This is a genomic window from Collimonas silvisoli (genome assembly GCF_018305005.1).
GTDB classification, from domain to species: Bacteria; Pseudomonadota; Gammaproteobacteria; order Burkholderiales; family Burkholderiaceae_D; genus Collimonas; species Collimonas silvisoli.
In genome coordinates, this window is record NZ_JAGQEG010000059.1 from 1 (window position 1) to 15063 (window position 15063).

Annotated in this window: 19 protein-coding genes; 10 read left to right on the top strand and 9 right to left on the bottom strand. The window is 47.0% G+C overall.

What is annotated here, in order from left to right; translation table 11 throughout:
- The 5 genes from KHU33_RS26900 to KHU33_RS16195 form a co-directional block, all read right to left on the bottom strand.
- On the bottom strand, positions 1-172 hold a 172-nt coding region (locus KHU33_RS26900), incomplete at its 3' end, for an O-methyltransferase (RefSeq protein ID WP_407928292.1).
- A complete protein-coding gene (locus KHU33_RS16180; RefSeq protein WP_211464744.1) occupies positions 169-1587 on the bottom strand; it encodes an ATP-binding protein in 1419 nt (472 codons plus the stop codon). The genes KHU33_RS16180 and KHU33_RS26900, both read right to left, overlap by 4 nt.
- Positions 1577-1996, bottom strand: a complete 420-nt coding sequence (locus KHU33_RS16185; protein WP_211464746.1) for a very short patch repair endonuclease — start codon at positions 1994-1996, stop codon at positions 1577-1579. The genes KHU33_RS16180 and KHU33_RS16185 overlap by 11 nt, the downstream gene beginning before the upstream one ends.
- Before the next feature lie 90 nt (positions 1997-2086).
- Positions 2087-2683 (bottom strand): hypothetical protein, encoded by a 597-nt coding sequence (locus KHU33_RS16190; protein WP_211464748.1) that lies wholly within the window; start codon positions 2681-2683, stop codon positions 2087-2089.
- A 108-nt stretch (positions 2684-2791) separates the two neighbouring features.
- Positions 2792-4633, bottom strand: a complete 1842-nt coding sequence (locus tag KHU33_RS16195; protein ID WP_211464751.1) for a 3'-5' exonuclease — start codon at positions 4631-4633, stop codon at positions 2792-2794.
- A gap of 557 nt (positions 4634-5190) precedes the next feature.
- On the opposite strand from KHU33_RS16195, the gene KHU33_RS16200 reads away from it, so the two are divergent.
- From KHU33_RS16200 to KHU33_RS16215, 4 genes are read left to right on the top strand one after another with little or no spacing between them, the layout of a single operon-like run.
- On the top strand, positions 5191-5619 hold the full coding sequence (locus KHU33_RS16200) for a PAAR domain-containing protein (RefSeq protein WP_211464753.1): 429 nt from the start codon (positions 5191-5193) through the stop codon (positions 5617-5619).
- A 3-nt stretch (positions 5620-5622) separates the two neighbouring features.
- The gene (locus tag KHU33_RS16205; RefSeq protein ID WP_211464754.1) at positions 5623-6216 is read left to right on the top strand and encodes a PAAR domain-containing protein; all 594 of its coding nucleotides are present in this window, start codon (positions 5623-5625) and stop codon (positions 6214-6216) included.
- Positions 6217-6221: 5 nt separating this feature from the next.
- On the top strand, positions 6222-7004 hold the full coding sequence (locus KHU33_RS16210; protein WP_211464756.1) for a hypothetical protein: 783 nt from the start codon (positions 6222-6224) through the stop codon (positions 7002-7004).
- On the top strand, positions 6989-7387 hold the full coding sequence (locus KHU33_RS16215; RefSeq protein WP_211464758.1) for a DUF7079 family protein: 399 nt from the start codon (positions 6989-6991) through the stop codon (positions 7385-7387). The genes KHU33_RS16210 and KHU33_RS16215 overlap by 16 nt, the downstream gene beginning before the upstream one ends.
- Positions 7388-7448: 61 nt before the next feature.
- Here KHU33_RS16215 and KHU33_RS26905 read toward each other — a convergent pair whose 3' ends face one another.
- The gene (locus tag KHU33_RS26905) at positions 7449-7673 is read right to left on the bottom strand and encodes a tyrosine-type recombinase/integrase (RefSeq protein WP_211464760.1); all 225 of its coding nucleotides are present in this window, start codon (positions 7671-7673) and stop codon (positions 7449-7451) included.
- Between KHU33_RS26905 and KHU33_RS16225 the strand changes: the two genes are divergently transcribed.
- Complete coding sequence (locus KHU33_RS16225) at positions 7672-8034, top strand: DUF7079 family protein (protein ID WP_211464762.1); 363 nt, start codon at positions 7672-7674, stop codon at positions 8032-8034. The genes KHU33_RS26905 and KHU33_RS16225 overlap by 2 nt on opposite strands.
- Positions 8035-8281: 247 nt before the next feature.
- Here KHU33_RS16225 and KHU33_RS16230 read toward each other — a convergent pair whose 3' ends face one another.
- A complete protein-coding gene (locus KHU33_RS16230; RefSeq protein WP_211464764.1) occupies positions 8282-9103 on the bottom strand; it encodes a toll/interleukin-1 receptor domain-containing protein in 822 nt (273 codons plus the stop codon).
- 737 nt (positions 9104-9840) lie between these two features.
- On the opposite strand from KHU33_RS16230, the gene KHU33_RS16235 reads away from it, so the two are divergent.
- The gene (locus KHU33_RS16235) at positions 9841-10815 is read left to right on the top strand and encodes a hypothetical protein (protein WP_211464766.1); all 975 of its coding nucleotides are present in this window, start codon (positions 9841-9843) and stop codon (positions 10813-10815) included.
- Between the two features lie 139 nt (positions 10816-10954).
- On the opposite strand, the gene KHU33_RS16240 is transcribed toward KHU33_RS16235, so the two are convergent.
- Positions 10955-11167, bottom strand: coding sequence for a helix-turn-helix domain-containing protein (locus KHU33_RS16240; RefSeq protein ID WP_211464768.1), 213 nt, complete (start codon positions 11165-11167; stop codon positions 10955-10957).
- Positions 11168-11389: 222 nt separating this feature from the next.
- Between KHU33_RS16240 and KHU33_RS16245 the strand changes: the two genes are divergently transcribed.
- Both KHU33_RS16245 and KHU33_RS16250 read left to right on the top strand, forming a co-directional pair.
- A complete protein-coding gene (locus KHU33_RS16245; protein ID WP_211464769.1) occupies positions 11390-11647 on the top strand; it encodes a hypothetical protein in 258 nt (85 codons plus the stop codon).
- The gene (locus tag KHU33_RS16250; protein ID WP_211464770.1) at positions 11644-12423 is read left to right on the top strand and encodes an SDR family NAD(P)-dependent oxidoreductase; all 780 of its coding nucleotides are present in this window, start codon (positions 11644-11646) and stop codon (positions 12421-12423) included. Before KHU33_RS16245 ends, KHU33_RS16250 begins: the two co-directional genes overlap by 4 nt.
- Positions 12424-12625: 202 nt before the next feature.
- Here KHU33_RS16250 and KHU33_RS16255 read toward each other — a convergent pair whose 3' ends face one another.
- Complete coding sequence (locus KHU33_RS16255) at positions 12626-13858, bottom strand: Fic family protein (protein WP_211464771.1); 1233 nt, start codon at positions 13856-13858, stop codon at positions 12626-12628.
- A gap of 457 nt (positions 13859-14315) precedes the next feature.
- Here KHU33_RS16255 and KHU33_RS16260 point away from each other — a divergent pair, with 457 nt between their 5' ends.
- Positions 14316-14516: an ABC transporter permease family protein gene (locus tag KHU33_RS16260; protein WP_407928290.1), complete on the top strand. Its 201-nt coding sequence runs from the start codon at positions 14316-14318 to the stop codon at positions 14514-14516.
- Between the two features lie 195 nt (positions 14517-14711).
- On the top strand, positions 14712-14987 hold the full coding sequence (locus KHU33_RS16265; RefSeq protein WP_329956072.1) for a Fic/DOC family N-terminal domain-containing protein: 276 nt from the start codon (positions 14712-14714) through the stop codon (positions 14985-14987).
- The last annotated feature ends 76 nt before the right edge of the window (positions 14988-15063 follow it).

Consider the following 15063-nt stretch of genomic DNA (forward strand, 5'->3'; position numbering starts at 1 on the left):
CAAAATGGCTGTGCACCAACTTGAAATCTTCTAGATATGGGCCGCCAAAACTAACATAACTATAATCACCAATAGCTTTATATCGATTAAGTTTGGTTAGCAAATCAACAAAAAGCTGTCGATCTACAGCTTTATTTTGTCGGAGATGATATGGGACATATGCTCCGCTCATTTTGTCTTGCTCGCTTTTTCGTAGAAATGATTGAAGCAAGCTTCGCCGACTTCTGCTGAAGACGCAGAGGACTCTTCAAAAAAATATTTCGATACCGTTGCAATCTCGCTCAGTCGGCGGGTAAATCTGATTTGTTTTTTCGGATCTTGATCGAGCGGCATGGCCAGAGGTAAGTTCAATTTCTGTTCATCAGCACGATTGTGAACTCTGGTCCAATTTCTATCTGGTGCGATACTAAGCAAAGCCTCGACCGGTATGCTTCTCGCGCCAGAAGATATCTTTTTCTCTGTTTCCGAATCGAATTTCCATGTGTTGGTATAGTTCGTGAACTTTTTTAACCCTTCTCGCATGAAGTCTTTAATATACATATACACTTCTGATGATGTATCTATACCACGCTTTGTTGTTGTTACCGGCAGTTTCCAAGCATCGTTGCTCTTGAAGTAGACCACGCCGGAAATGCCAATAAACTGGCTATGATAATTTGGAACGCCTGCTTCTCCCCAACCGGTTAAACGAGTCTTATCGTTATAGACGACGACTCGATCATTACATATTATTGTCCATCCCGCGTCCTCCTTACTGCGTCGAGTAACTTGCTCTTCATCTAATTCATCGGAACCGATCATTGGTGTATAGAACCCAATCGCTAGACCGATATCTACCTCATTCAGTCTTGCTTTATAAATGAAAGGAGCAATTCTATTTTTCTCAGGTGTATCTTCGGGTGACCAAAGTAAGGTAAATTGCCTGCAGATGACTTCTTTTTGATTTACAAAAACTTTGAACCCTTTTTTTATAATAAAGCCAAAATGTTGGCCAATTAAATCTAATAGTGTCTTATGAAATGATGAAGAGCCATCATCAGTTAATATTTTTGACACGCCATCTCTAAGATGCTCGATTCGAATAACTGTCCCAGTTTCTTTGAATGGCGACGCGATAAGGTTGAGAGGAAGATTCCAATCGCTATCATTGGTGAGCCACGTGGGTTTTATTTCAACTTGAAACGCTTCGGTATCAGTTTGGGATGTTACTTTGCTAGATTGGCCCATTTTAAACAAGGCTCGCTTCATCCCTATTCCGTACATTCCTACAGTCGGAATATCTGAATCGTCGTCGTCGCGGGGACGACCCATCATGAAGGCATATTTTTTAGCCAAACTGAGGGGAATTCCGCCACAGTTGTCCGCGATCTCGAATTTTTTATCGTCAAAAGTAATCTGAGCCCAAAAACCATCGTATGGCTGATCTACACTTAGATTTCCCCTGTGAGATCTTTGAATACCATCTACACAGTTGTCCAACAAATCCAGGATTGCATCTTGAAGTTCGATGTCGCGAGTAAGCATTTCTATAAAAAAACGCTTTGTAGGGCTTGCCGGCACGGTGCTAGAAACTGACTTAGGTGGCATTACTTTCCTCCAAAAAATCGATAATCTTCTTTTTTAATTGAACTGTGTCACTTAATTCGCATTGCCATATTACGAGAAATTTCCAGCCGATCGATAAAATCGATTTTTGATTGCGTACATCTCTTCGTCGATTTTCCTTCAATTTGGGCAGCCAATAATCCAAATTGGATTTAGGCGGTTTGCCTTTGCTGCAATTATGGTAATGCCAAAAGCAACCGTGTATGAAAATTACTCTTCTTCTCCCTGGAAAAACGAGATCCGGTTTTCCGGATAGGTTTCCCCCATGCAAACGATAGCGATAGCCTAAAGAAAATACGAGCTTTCTTACGATAATTTCCGGGGTTGTATTTTTCCCCCGTATCGCCCGCATTATTTCGCTTCGCTTTTCTTTCGTTACGTGGTCCGTCATGGCCTTAAATCCTCATTGAACAATGCGGCCACAATCTCAGTACACGCTTTTGATAAAGCAAAGCGTCCCATGCGTTTTTGGCTCTATTTATCAGTATCGAATGGTAATGCCAGGAATAAGGGGTTTCCTCGATGGCGAAAATCCGTTGGCTTCCAATATCGCATTGCGTAACTGTAGCGGGCATTGGCGCCAAATAAGATACGCCTGCTGAAGTCGATATCCAGGAAACGCAATAAACGGATCAAATCCCTGAAACATCTTGAATTTTGATAGCACCGAATCGCTGAGATAATAAAAATCGTCACAGATCAAATTGCGTTTTTCTCCATCGCGGGCTAGAACCTCAAACAACCAACACAATATCTCAATTTTCTCTCCGCCTTGAGCATCCATCGGTTGACTGAGATCTGCCCGACGGTTGAACCCCTCATGAAATTTATCATGACATTCGCCACAAAGAGTTATTCCATTGCCGCTTTGTAGTCGAGCCTCTGGCAAGAAACTCTTTCTGCATATGTGGTGTGCCGATAGTTTGTGTGTTTGATGACAAACAACGCATCTATTTCCGTCGCGTAGCCTTACCAATAAACTCCAGCGTCTAAGGCAGGTGGCCAAGGTTCGTTTGTCCGCTATCGCATTGTCTAATCTTCGTTTTGCTTCCTCGACCTGCTTTTTGATGGCATTCATTCGACCCTCATTACTATTTAGACCTGCCTTCGGAAACATGTTCAATTTCCGAGAACTTACGCAAATGATGTTCTGTTGTCGCATGGCGCGAACACTGACTCACCTAAGTCATAAGGACTGTAAGGTCTGCATAGCCTTCCGCATTTTCTCAATAAACAGAGTTTGCTCCCCATGCGTCATGATTAACTCATGCGTCGCCCGAGTCATCGCAACATAGACTAAGCGCGCCTCATCTTGCAATTCATCATCCGGGATAATTTCTGCACCAAGGCCAGGAATACACACCATTGGAAATTCAAGTCCCTTACTGCTGTGCATGGTGACGATCTTGACGCTGTTGTTTGCGGGATTGTAGGAATGATTTTTATCCTGTTGCCATTCAAACGGGATGCTTCTTCGCCTCAAGCTGTCTGCAAGTGCACTACCGATGCCATAACGTCGGTAGATAATTGCGATGTCATTCCAAGCGGTCCCGGTTTTGTTTGCTTCAGCCAGTCTGTCAGCTAAATAGTCCGCCTCGTCTTTCAATGTCGGGAGTTTAATCAACAACGGCTTCGGTCCCCTGCGGCCAGTGCTCATGGGAAGAAGGGTTGGCGCTTGATCGTCTTCGGCATCTTTTTGCGATAGCAAATCATCGGCAAAAGCCCTCGCGACAGACAAAATTTCTGCCGTGTTTCTATAGTTCAGTTTGAGGATAGTGGTACGCCCCTGCGCCTGCACACCAACGCTGGAAAATGAGAACCGCAGTTTTTTCTTGCCACCGTAAATTGACTGCGCATCATCGTAGAGCACTAGCAATGAATTTGAGTCCGGATGAATCATCTGCACCACCAGCTTGAACCACTCAGGCTTGAAATCGTGACCCTCATCGATCAATACCGCGTCATATTGCGCGGATGGGATGAGTTTGTTGTCGACAGCTTGTATGACTTTCTCAACGCAAGCGTCGAAGAAGTCAGTCTTATTTGAGTTCTGAGGTGGCGTGCCGACGTGATATGCATTTAGTTGGCGAACGCACCAAGCGTGGAAGTTGACGACGTTAACCTTGTCTTGCAGTCCTTTGGCTTCGATCATGCTGCCAAGTTTTGTAGCCAGAGTTTTGTTATAGCAAAGAACTAGAATCGGTCGTTGACATAGCTTCGCAAGATGTTCTGCGCGATAGCCTAATATCAGCGTTTTCCCAGATCCCGCCACACCATGAATAACGCGATGACCTTCGCCGAGGCTGCGTGCCAGTTGTTCTTGTTGCAGATCCATGACTTGCAACAAGTCTGGAATTTCCGTCATTTTCTGTCCGGCATCTTCAAACATATCTTGCTGCGCCGGGATGCGGATTTCTGGAAACATGTGCCAGCGGATGCGGTCAAGCTGTGGCACGGACAAAAGCCGAGTGAATTTGAGCGGGAACATATCCCATAGGCGTTTTTGAAACGATTCGACGTCGACGCTTTCCAGCATCTCATCCTGGCATATGACCAGATGCGACGGAATCACTTCGCCGATGTCGGTGCCGTCGAATTGTCTTCGGCTGATATTGCTCAGCACTACGCCGTGGCCGTAGGGGAAGGCCGGCTTGCCCTTCTGCGATCCACTCGGAAAGATCAGTTGCGGATCGCGCTCAAGCCGATTGGTGACGGCGAACATGTAATCGCGCGCCTGCCTTAACGGATTCAATACATGCTTGGTGCCCTGGTCGGTGAGGATGCAGGTGGTTTGTTTGTCGATGCTTTGAATGGTGTCGAGTTTCCAGTCTTTGACTTCGAGTACCAACAAGCCACGGCTGGGATGGACGATGACAAAATCCGGGTGTTTGGTCTTCTCGCCGATGGAAACGTCATACCAGCACAGATAATCGGCCTCCAGCTTTTCCTCCAGCCGACGCGCAAAGCGCCTTTCGCCTGAAGTCATTCTGGAAGAGCAGGAGCCTATTGCGGGGATAAGTGTCGCCATATAAACGTTTCCTTTCGGTAATGCTTATATTACTCGTGTTATTGCAGATTTGACACGTTAGATAAAGATTATTCAAAAAGAAATGGCGAGGTGAGAGATACGCGTAGGAATCGTCGCCAAAGAAAAGAGGGATGATTTTGGAGCGTTATTGGATGCAGAATTTCAGGCTCCGGGTTGGGGTGTCCAGAGATGGTCGCAGTTGGTGGAAGGACTGAAGGTATCCCAGTTCGTTGATTAACCTTGATGTAGGTGTGGACGCTTCAGACTTTAATGATGCGGTAGAAAGAGTTGCACGAGATGCACCAGAGGAACCGAATTCAGTCGGGCCACAACCCATCTCAGTCGCTTGCGAATTTCATCATCCATCGTTTCATTTTAATTGAAACGATGTCTATGAATCACACACGGCTGGTGAGATTTGACAATGACTGACACAGTGAAAATTCAAAAGTAGTTATATTGTGAATTGAACCATTCCGAGTGAACCGAGCAGAATAATTTTGGCGAATTAGTCGGAGTGCGATCGACTTTTTAATAGTCAATTAAAGGAAAGCAATATGATGTACAACGGAGTAGAAGTTACGCATCCTGACGCCATTCGTGCTATGGGAGAAAGCCAACGGATTGCGGCGCCGCAGATCATTAGCACCCATTCAGTGGTGACTCTAGGTTCGGTAACTAAAAATGGCGGTGTTGTGCATACCGCTACATCGCAGATGACAATTGCCGGTGACGCGGTCGCCCTAGTCGGGGATGAGGTTCTCTATCCGAATGGCGAGATTACTTATATCACTTCCGGCGCTGGACTCCGTATGGTTAAAAATGGAAAGTCGGTGGCGATTGAGGGCAGTCGTATCAGTAACGGAGATGTGATCGAGAAGAGTAAACATCACAGCAAATTGGTTCTCGACGTTCGAGAGGGGATGTCGCCTTCCCCTGGATTTTTGCAGGAAGGGTATGTGCCGCCGCCGCATCAAGAGGTGTAATCGATGGCGACCATCACTCGATCTTACTTGACCGTCGGTGACAAGGCTGACAACGGCGCGGTCATCATGACTGGTTCCAGAGGTATGTTTTCTGGTCTACATGAGGCCCAAGACGGCTCACAGGTATTCTGTCCTGTGTGTAAAACGACAGGTGTTCTTAAATGCATTGGCCCTCGAATATCGAATAAGACGGATGGCATAGAACAAGCATTAAGTGGCGATATTTGCATATGTAAATGCCCACGTTCACCAGTGTTTCTGCCCGCCCGCAACGATTACACCATGACTGTTGATACCAATGCGGCCTGGTGTTTGCATTCGGGTGGTGGTGCAATGTTCAACGCAATCTCACGACCGACGAATACAGGTGGCAACTGGATTAATTTTGTCTTGCCGGATACAGGAAGTTGGCATGGATCTTGGTGCATTGCACATTTTGATGATGGAACAACCCAACAAGGCGTGCTCAATTTAGATAATCGGGTCGCCTTTCAGAACGTCGACGGCAAGGTTTGTCAGAAATTCGAAATGTCTATGGACACCACCACCACTTCAGATTCGGTTACTGACTCCATCCTCTCAACAATCTTAGGCTAGCAACTATGTCGTCAATATTTTTCACCGGGCCTTATGAGGTCAACAAAGAACATAAGCTTGATCAGACCGTGTTAAAAAGGGCTCTTGATGACATGGAGGCTGCGGGAATACGGTTCTCAATCGACGCAATCAAAGACCCAATGTTGCGTCAGCAATATGCGACCAAGATAGGACAGATGTCTAAGGAGGTGATGGCTGAAGTTAGTCGAGGAGATTTATCCCCGAAAGAGGGTGCTTTATTCGCAAATGAAATGCGCAATAAAATTTTAATCGAAACCCGAAAAGTAACTTCACCCCAGGCACTCGCATTCGTTCAGAAACTGAAAACTAGAGGGCCAACTCTGGAGGAGTTGATGGATAAGTATTCCTCTGATCTGTTCCGTGGAAGAAAATTCAGAGAACTTGATGTAGCAGAAAAGCAGAAAGTTTATTACACAATCATCGAACGATCTGGTGTAGATCGCGCAGCGTTTACAAGCGGTAGCAGACGATTAAAAATTATGGGGAAGGTAGGGATTATGGTCACGGCTTTGTTGGCCGCGCATTCGATATTGACGGCCGATAATAAGATTAAAGAAACTGCTAGGCAGGGAACTATTCTTGAGGGAGGCGTGCTGGGTGGGTATCTAGCTGGGTTAGGTGTGGCTTCACTCTGCGGACCAGCAGCTCCTGCTTGTGCCATTGCCGTTGTCCTAATCGGAGCCGCTACCGGAGGCATTTTAGGACAAGTGCTTTTTGATACTTATGACGAAGAAGTTACAGAGTTTCAGTCATGGAAAATAAATTGACGCAATTAGATCACGAAAAAATTTGGATTGCATTATCGGATGCGTTCGTAGATACCGATGTAGATTTTAATAGCATTGCCTATCGTGTTCGTAATTTTGATCTGGATATTGGGCAGTTGAATGAAATTTTTTTTCGGGAAGTTGCGCCAATTTGTGGTCTTAATTTGATGACTACGGCCCCTCCAGTTTGGCATTTTTTTGATGAAGAATATTTACTAGAGCAGATTTATGAAATGCTCCAACGCAGGAAGAAATCATTCATTTTCCGTGTCACGAATGATGTTTTTATTTGGTTTTGTCGTTGGAATTTTCGTGAGGAGTGGATGGCTGTTCAAAGTGCAGTGCTAGATAAATTTGAAACCCGACCTAAGAATCTATCGTAATTCGAAGAGGGGATAAAGCGATGCTTCGCGCTAGAATCGCAGTATAGATTGAGGACATTAATCAAAATAGATCAGTACAGATTTGCTTCAATCGCACCGGATTGTCTTGAACATATTTCGCAGTCATGGCGATACTGGAATGTCCCATCAGTGTTGATACTGCTTTGATGTCTATACCTTTCTCAATCAAGGTAGTAGCGAAGGTGTGCCGTCCTGAGTGACTAGACGCACCTTGCAATCTGGCCTCTCGAAACATTCGATGAAGAGGTCGCAGAATATCGGACATGGGGAATAAATTGACAGATGCAGAGCGCGAGAAAATTTGGTACGTATTATCTGACGTCTTCGTTGATAGCGATGTAGATTTTCCTTACATCGCGCGTAATCTTCGATCCTTTGATATGGAACAAATAAAGGAAATTTTTTTTCGCGAGGTTGCACCAATTTGTGGTGTTAATTTGATGACTGTTATCCCTCCCATTTGGTCGGGTTTTTCCGAAGATGAGGTCCGTCAAGATATTAGAGGGATGCTTAAAAAGCGAGAGGACTCATTTATTTTTCGTGTTAGAAACGATGTATTCGTTGCGTTTTGTCGCTGGTATTTTCGTTCTTATTGGAAGGAAGTTGAAGACGTTTTGCTTGCATAATTTGAATACACCAGCAGTTTTTTCTGCTCTAGCGATGCTGGAATGTTCCATGAGTGTTGATACCGCTTTGATCTAGCAAAAATGTAAACAAGAAATTATCCAAAGGGTTTTTTCTGGCAGCTCGGCACTGTCAGTCAAGATCAGGTCACGCTTCAAGTAGCGCTCGTACCTCCTCAATTTGAGCGCGACGGGGGATTAACTCCGTTGGACTTTCGTATAAGGCTTTCTTACAAGATTGACCGGCGGATTAGAGAGCTTTTTGCTCACGAACTATAGCGTCAACAAGTTGTTGAACTGCGCCAGGACTATGCCAATCAATGAATAGATAGTCCTGCATGAGCGGCGGCATTTCTGAAACCGTGAGGTCGAGGTTCACCACAATGAAATTCTTTTTTCTTTCTCGCATGCGTTGTGAAAAGAAAAAATTGGCTTCATTCATTGGCCATCCAGACCGAGGGTCGAGAAAATTTTTCGAGAAAAAAAGTAGCCCGAGATGACATTTTCGCAAACCTTCATTGATGCTCTCCGTGATGCTGTCACCTGGATGAATTTCATAGCGGTCATACCACGCACGGATATCGTTCTTGTGTAACTCCGCAAAGACTGAGTCAACAAATGGTTTATCTCTGCTGGAATGGGAGAGGAATACCGACAAAGTGCTAGATATATTGGGTTTTCCGAATGTTTCGTTCATCGTTTCGCGATCGGGAAACAAGTATATGCCGTTGGGTCCTTCAGACATTTTTAACTCCAGCATCGAGTCGTCAACAAAAGAAACAGCGTTGAATCCTTTCTGGAATATGGCATCTCCAATTTCAGAGAATAGGAAACGAAAATCTCTCATCTTGGTCGGGTGGTGCGAGCTTAGCCATTGTTCAAAATCGTCAGAGCTACTCCAGAAATTAAGGCAAAGAAAAGACTGGAGCGAATATGGATTGTTATTCACAAACAATACTGCACCGACCAGAGTGTCGCTGTCATACCTATTCAAGATGGCCCGAACGAATTCTCGTTCGTTCTTTCGATCACCGTAATCCAGTGGACTGACGTATGTTTGGTTGCGTTCCATGTGGTGCTCTCCGAAGTAATGTATTGATCAACGTCCTGGCAGTCTGGGACATCGCCGCCCTCGCGCTTGAAGTTATCGCGGCCAATTTGAGAGGTGTTAGTTTGACAAATATATTGTCGCACATCAATATATAAACGATCATGTTGATACTAGGAAATGCGGTGGAATTTGAATATGACGGTGCTGATTTGCATGCCGAATTGATCCGTTCTTGTTTTCAGCGTTGCCCGGTAGTAGCCGCAGAGAGACCATCGACGGGGCATTGCTAAATCGAAACAAATTGCAACTCCAAGGTATGATTCCAGAGTTGATAGCCGTTGACCCTTGCCGAGGCTCACACATGTCTAAAGAGATCACCGAGCAATTTCATCATGCGATGCTGGGCATTTATGATGCAGCTCTCAAGTTGAAACCCCCTTACTCCGCTAGATATTTCCTGAATATGGTCCAAGAACACGGGGGAAAGGAAACTGCGAATAGACTACTGGCTACCGCAAAACCGTCGTCGGGTTTTGCTGAATTATTTCTACGCGGTAGAGAGAATTTACAGTTGAGCGTCGAATACTTGGTCCTCAAGGATCCATGGCGAACACTTTTCACGGAAGAACAACTAGCGGTAGCCAGGAGACGTCTAATGGACCTCGAATATCCCCCGCCCCCAGAGGATATGTTGTAAATGACGGGTGCGTTCATGTCACATGACAGTTTCCGTAAACGACTTGTATAGGAATTTTGCAATGGATGTTTTCAAACTCAGGCCCGGTGACGACGTTGAATTTGAATTAACCGAAGACACATATTTTGAGAAAACGAATCGGCAAAGCCCTTATGAAAATAGGAGCTTGTCCGAACGGGGCACTATATATTTTGCAACATGCCCTGAATGCGAAAATCTTATCGAGATTAGAAATCTCGTCAAGTCCGGTGCAGTAAACCACAAAAGTCCAAAGGAGCCTTTTGGGCAGCATTACCTTCATGGGCATTCAGCTACTCGTGAATTGGCGCGTGGCGGAGTGGTTAACAGAGAAACCTATGAAGATTGTTCATATTCCGGAGATGTCAAACTAGGCCGGAAGACGTCACGGAAAAACGGCAAGGTCAACGATCAAATGCTATTGATGTTGATTGAACATGCGTGGGTCATTAAACGGGCTATCCACCCATGTATAGGAGTCAATATGGGTGAGAAATTGTTCGAGAAAATCATTGAGCAATTTGTTGTTGGAGGCGGATATAGATATCGAGCAGCCAATACCAGAAATCTTCCTTATGCTGCAGCTTTTATGGCTGAAAACCAAAGCCTCATGGGGCAATTCATAAGGAAAGACGACGACGCTTTTGTCAGTGCCATAACAGGAAGTTCGTGGTTTACGGTGACGGACGGACGAATCACTAGGAAAGCCAATGAAAAAGATAATGTTCCTGAAAAGGATAAGGTTCCAGGGGATGCCGATATTCGATTTTTCTTCAGTCGCTTCAAAAAAGCAAACGAGGGATCTGGGGAGCCCAATAGCATGCTTTTGACAGTAAAGGCATATCGTGGCAAAGAGGCTGTTGGTACTATTTACACAGCAAGTCGAACATTTAATAACCGTGATTTTAGCGATGACATTGTCAGATTTGGGGCCAGTGAAACGGCTGAGCGATCGAGATGGTCGGGCGTCGTAAGAAAGATCGTTGCTTTGCACCGTCCTGATCTAGCAACAATGTAAATAAGAAATTATCCAAAGAGTTTTTTTCTGGCAGTTCGGCTTTGCCGGGCAAGATCTGGGCAGAATCGAGGCTTCGGATCATGGCGACCCGAGATGCTCGCAGCGGGTGGAGGGACTGGATTGACGCGATCCGGCAACGTCAAAGCCCGCTAAAAAGCTCCGCCACCGTAACACTCAATGCTATAGCCAAAGCTTCTATCGCAGACAGAGAGGGGTTGCGCACCCCTCTTTCGATACCGCTAATGTATGTGCGGTCAAAACCACACATGTCGGCAAATCCCTCCTGAGAAAGACCTTGCTCTTTTCTCAGTTCTCGTACTCGTTCACCGAAGCGTATTGATAAAGATTTCACATAAGCATTAACCCATTTTGTAGACTAATCGAACACGGACTAATCGTCACATGTAATAATGTAGACAGATCGTCACATATGAGTGCCCCGCGCTATACGAGGTGGTGCTCATATGCAACTTTTAACTATGGAACAAGAATCAAAATAAGCAAGATCTTGGCAGCAACCACATTAATGATTGCGTCTACCGTGACCTGAACACACAAAGCGAAGGAGTACGAAATGCCACTATTTGCCTTACCAGATCCGCAGGACCTCGCCGACATCATTGCCGATCGCCTGGATGTGTTGTGCGATGCGCCTCTCTCGGCAGAGACCCGGGCGCAGGTGATCGACAACTGCGTCCCGCCAGCGGCGTTATTGATCCGAGCCGGTGAGATGGTGTGTGCCGCCGGCGAGCTGGAACAGAGGGTCTTCGTCGACCTGATCGGCACGCTGGCGGCACAGGCCGGAAACCTCGACATGGTTGAGCGGACATGAATCCACTCAACGCTTACTTTCCCCTCAAAAACAAGGTGGCGGTGATCACCGGCGCTGCCGGCGGCATCGCTCTGCAAATCGCCTGCGCGCTGTCTGCAGCCGGTGCGCGTTTGGCGATTCTGGATGAGCGCGAGTCGGAGGGACGCATCATCACCAGGCTGCTCAGCAGCAAACAGGACAAGGCCAGGTTTTGGCAACTCGACGTCAGTAACGGCAATGCGGTACAGCGCGTGATGGCAGTGGTCGAAGCGCATTTCGGCCGCATCGATATCCTGATCAACAGCGCCGGCATCGATGCCGACAATCCGTCTGCGCAGGGGCTCTCGATAAAGCAATGGGAAAAAGCGATGCAGGCCAATGTCCACGGCAGCATCTTGTGCAGCAAACACGTGATCCCCGCAATGGAGCGGGCCGGCGGCGGCGCCATCGTCAATGTGCTGTCGCTGTGCAGCATGGATGGTGAACGGCAGGAAGCCGCCGACCACGTGGCGACGGCAGCGGTGCGGGTGGCGAATATGAATGCGATCCGCTACGCCGCGCATAACATTCGCATCAATTCGATTTATCCCGGCGTGGTGCGGCCGCCGGCATTGGCGGCGGCCAAGCGCAAGCAGGGCGATTTGACGCAGGCGCTGACCGATATCGCCGAGCTGCGGATGCTGGCCGGCAAAGGCTCGGCCACGGACGTGGCGGCGGGGATCTTGTATCTGGTGTCGGATGCGAGCCGCTTTGTCAGCGGCAGCGAGCTGGTGATCGATGCCGGGTACGGTGGGTAGTGATGCGCCGGGAGTAAATTTGGTCAGCGAATATTGTCAGGAGCCTGAATCGTTCTTGGGATCGTGCCTATTCCCACCTCTCCCCGCCCAGATCGTCGCTGGGCCGTAACTCAAAAAAAATGCGGACACTGTCCACACAATCGCGGGCGGCTGCGGCGCTTGACTTGGAAGAGCTAATTAACCGCCTTTCTTACTGCCACTTTTATGAAATTATATTCACCTCTGCCTCTGGCCATAAACGCGGAAACAGATAGCGAAATAGTGATAAAGGCAGAGCCAGTTCGACTGGGCCTTTCGGCGATTTGGAAGTAATAATGCCTAATTTGAATAAGTCTGCCAATGTACGGTCAGCTGTTCGGCCTGCCAAACCCATCATGCCTTTGAACTTGGTTCGCTCCAGTGACTTTACTGTTCCCAAATATGCCAGAGGGAATGCCGCTTCTTTCTTCAATGCTTTCGTTGCGTCCTTGGTGGATTCGGCGGCTAGCATCTCTATCAGTCGCGCTTCAAAGGATGGGATGTCCAGCATGCCGCCCATGAATTTAACTTGATCAAGGCAGATGCCCATAAGGAACCGGATGAAATCGACTAATCCTTTTTCGGTTAATACACTGCGCCCGTCATAGTTTCCTTGTCGAGCTTTATCTGCAACGATCAGATGCGGATAATAATTTGCTTGTTCTCGTGCCAGCCCTCGCATTGGAGACCAAAGTCCTTGTGTCAACCCTAAGGAATTAAGTCCCAAATGGGTATGTAGGCGGGCTGTGCGGCCATTGCCATCTGCGAATGGATGTATCCACGCAAACCTGTGGTGCGCTGCCATCAGCGCCATCACGGCATTTTCGCCAGCTCTTGAATGACTGTAGCCGTTGTGCCACTCCTCCATAAAACTCGGGACTGTGGCAGGATCAGGAGGAATGTGGTTACCTATCTTTACCCCCCCGGTTCTCCATTCACCTGGATGCACTTTTTCTTCAGTTCCATCGTCGTTGGTTTGAATCAGGTCTTCTTTTAGCAGCTGCGCATGTAAATGCTTATGGATAGCTTGTAAAACACTTGGATGAAAGAAGGTGGGAGCATCAAAGGCCGGGTAAGTCATTTCTCCCCATCGCTCTGTTTCAATGTGGGCGATAGCTATGCGTTGTTTCTTTGCTTCATCTGGCTTATCTGAAAAATCCGCCTTTAAAGCCCTTTCAATCATTAGTGGCTCTGTATGCTGTCCTTCTATCTTATTTGTATAGAAAGAATTCATAGGGCGCAGTGTTTCTCGCAACAAAGTACGAAGTTGTGGCATCCCCTGCGAAGAAAGATCTTTTGCATTGCCAATGAATTCAGCCACTAACGGGCGCAAATCATTCATTGCATGTTCGCTAGGCAACAGCGGATGCATTTGATGAGGGCTGTTGTAGTGATGTTTTGATAATTCATTCAACATAAAATATGCCCATCCCGCTTGTATGTGTGTATTTGGCGAATCATTTGGCGAATCTTAGACCAATTTCTTTTAGATAGAAATCTATTTAAAAACAATAGCTTATATCAGGAAAGGCGAATCTCTTGGCGAATCTTGTGGAGTAAAAGAAAAGCTGAGGAAGGCGGCGGCACTTAGGCCTTGATCGGTTAATTGATACGGCCCGGAGCAGATCGTGTCCGGACACCGATTTTCCCGATGGTAAGCTTCAAATACCTGGCGCAAGAGATGCTGCAGAAGAACCCGTTTTTGTCATTTTAACTATCGAAAAGTTGTTTTATAGCGTGCAACTCCTAATATAAAAAGCGAGGGTGTGCATGCCGCACCATCGGGACGAATGCCGCCTTCTCTCTCGATCGAGGAGGCTGCCATGGCCTACGAAAGAAGAAACAGATTGCCTGCGAGCCTCTAGCCGCCACCGATGCCAGCCGCCGCCGCATCATCCAGGCCGTCGCAATACACGGTGAGCGTCGGGGTACCGACTTTCCTGGTGCGCGGCGACGTGTATTTCTGGGGCTCGCTGATGGGCGCCTGCCTGATTGTGAGCCTGCCGATTGCGGTGCTGTACAACTTCTTCGTGGACCGCTTCGTCGCCGGCTTCACTGTGGGCGCGGTGAAGTGATCCCGATATGCTTTTTCACGACCATGTAGCGCCAGCCTCACATGACCCCTCGCTTCGTTGACGTATATCGAAAAACGCCATTTTCTATATACATCAATGCTCTCATGTATAAAAAAACGACTTTTCTATACATATTCAAGTTGATATGTCTAAAAAGTTGTCTGTTATATACACGTCATCGCTGGGGATCATCTGATGCATCACATCACTCCGCTTGAACAACTGGATACTGCACGATTTGAGCCGCCGGCCATCCTTAAGAAATTGGCGATTGCCAGCCGTCGTCTGGCAGAACTGAAAGGGTTCGCCGGGTCTATCCCGAATCAAGGTATTTTGATCAATACCTTGGGCATGCAAGAGGGCAAGGACAGCTCTGAAATCGAAAACATCGTCACCACGCATGATGAGCTGTTTAAGGATGATGTACCAGGAGCGGGGCGAATCGTACTGGCTGGGCACGCTGGCAGATGACGGTCGCGACGTCTTGTTCCAATACGCGCCAGATGCGCTTGCTCGTGGTTTCGAAGCATCGCTTGTTTGGTAGACG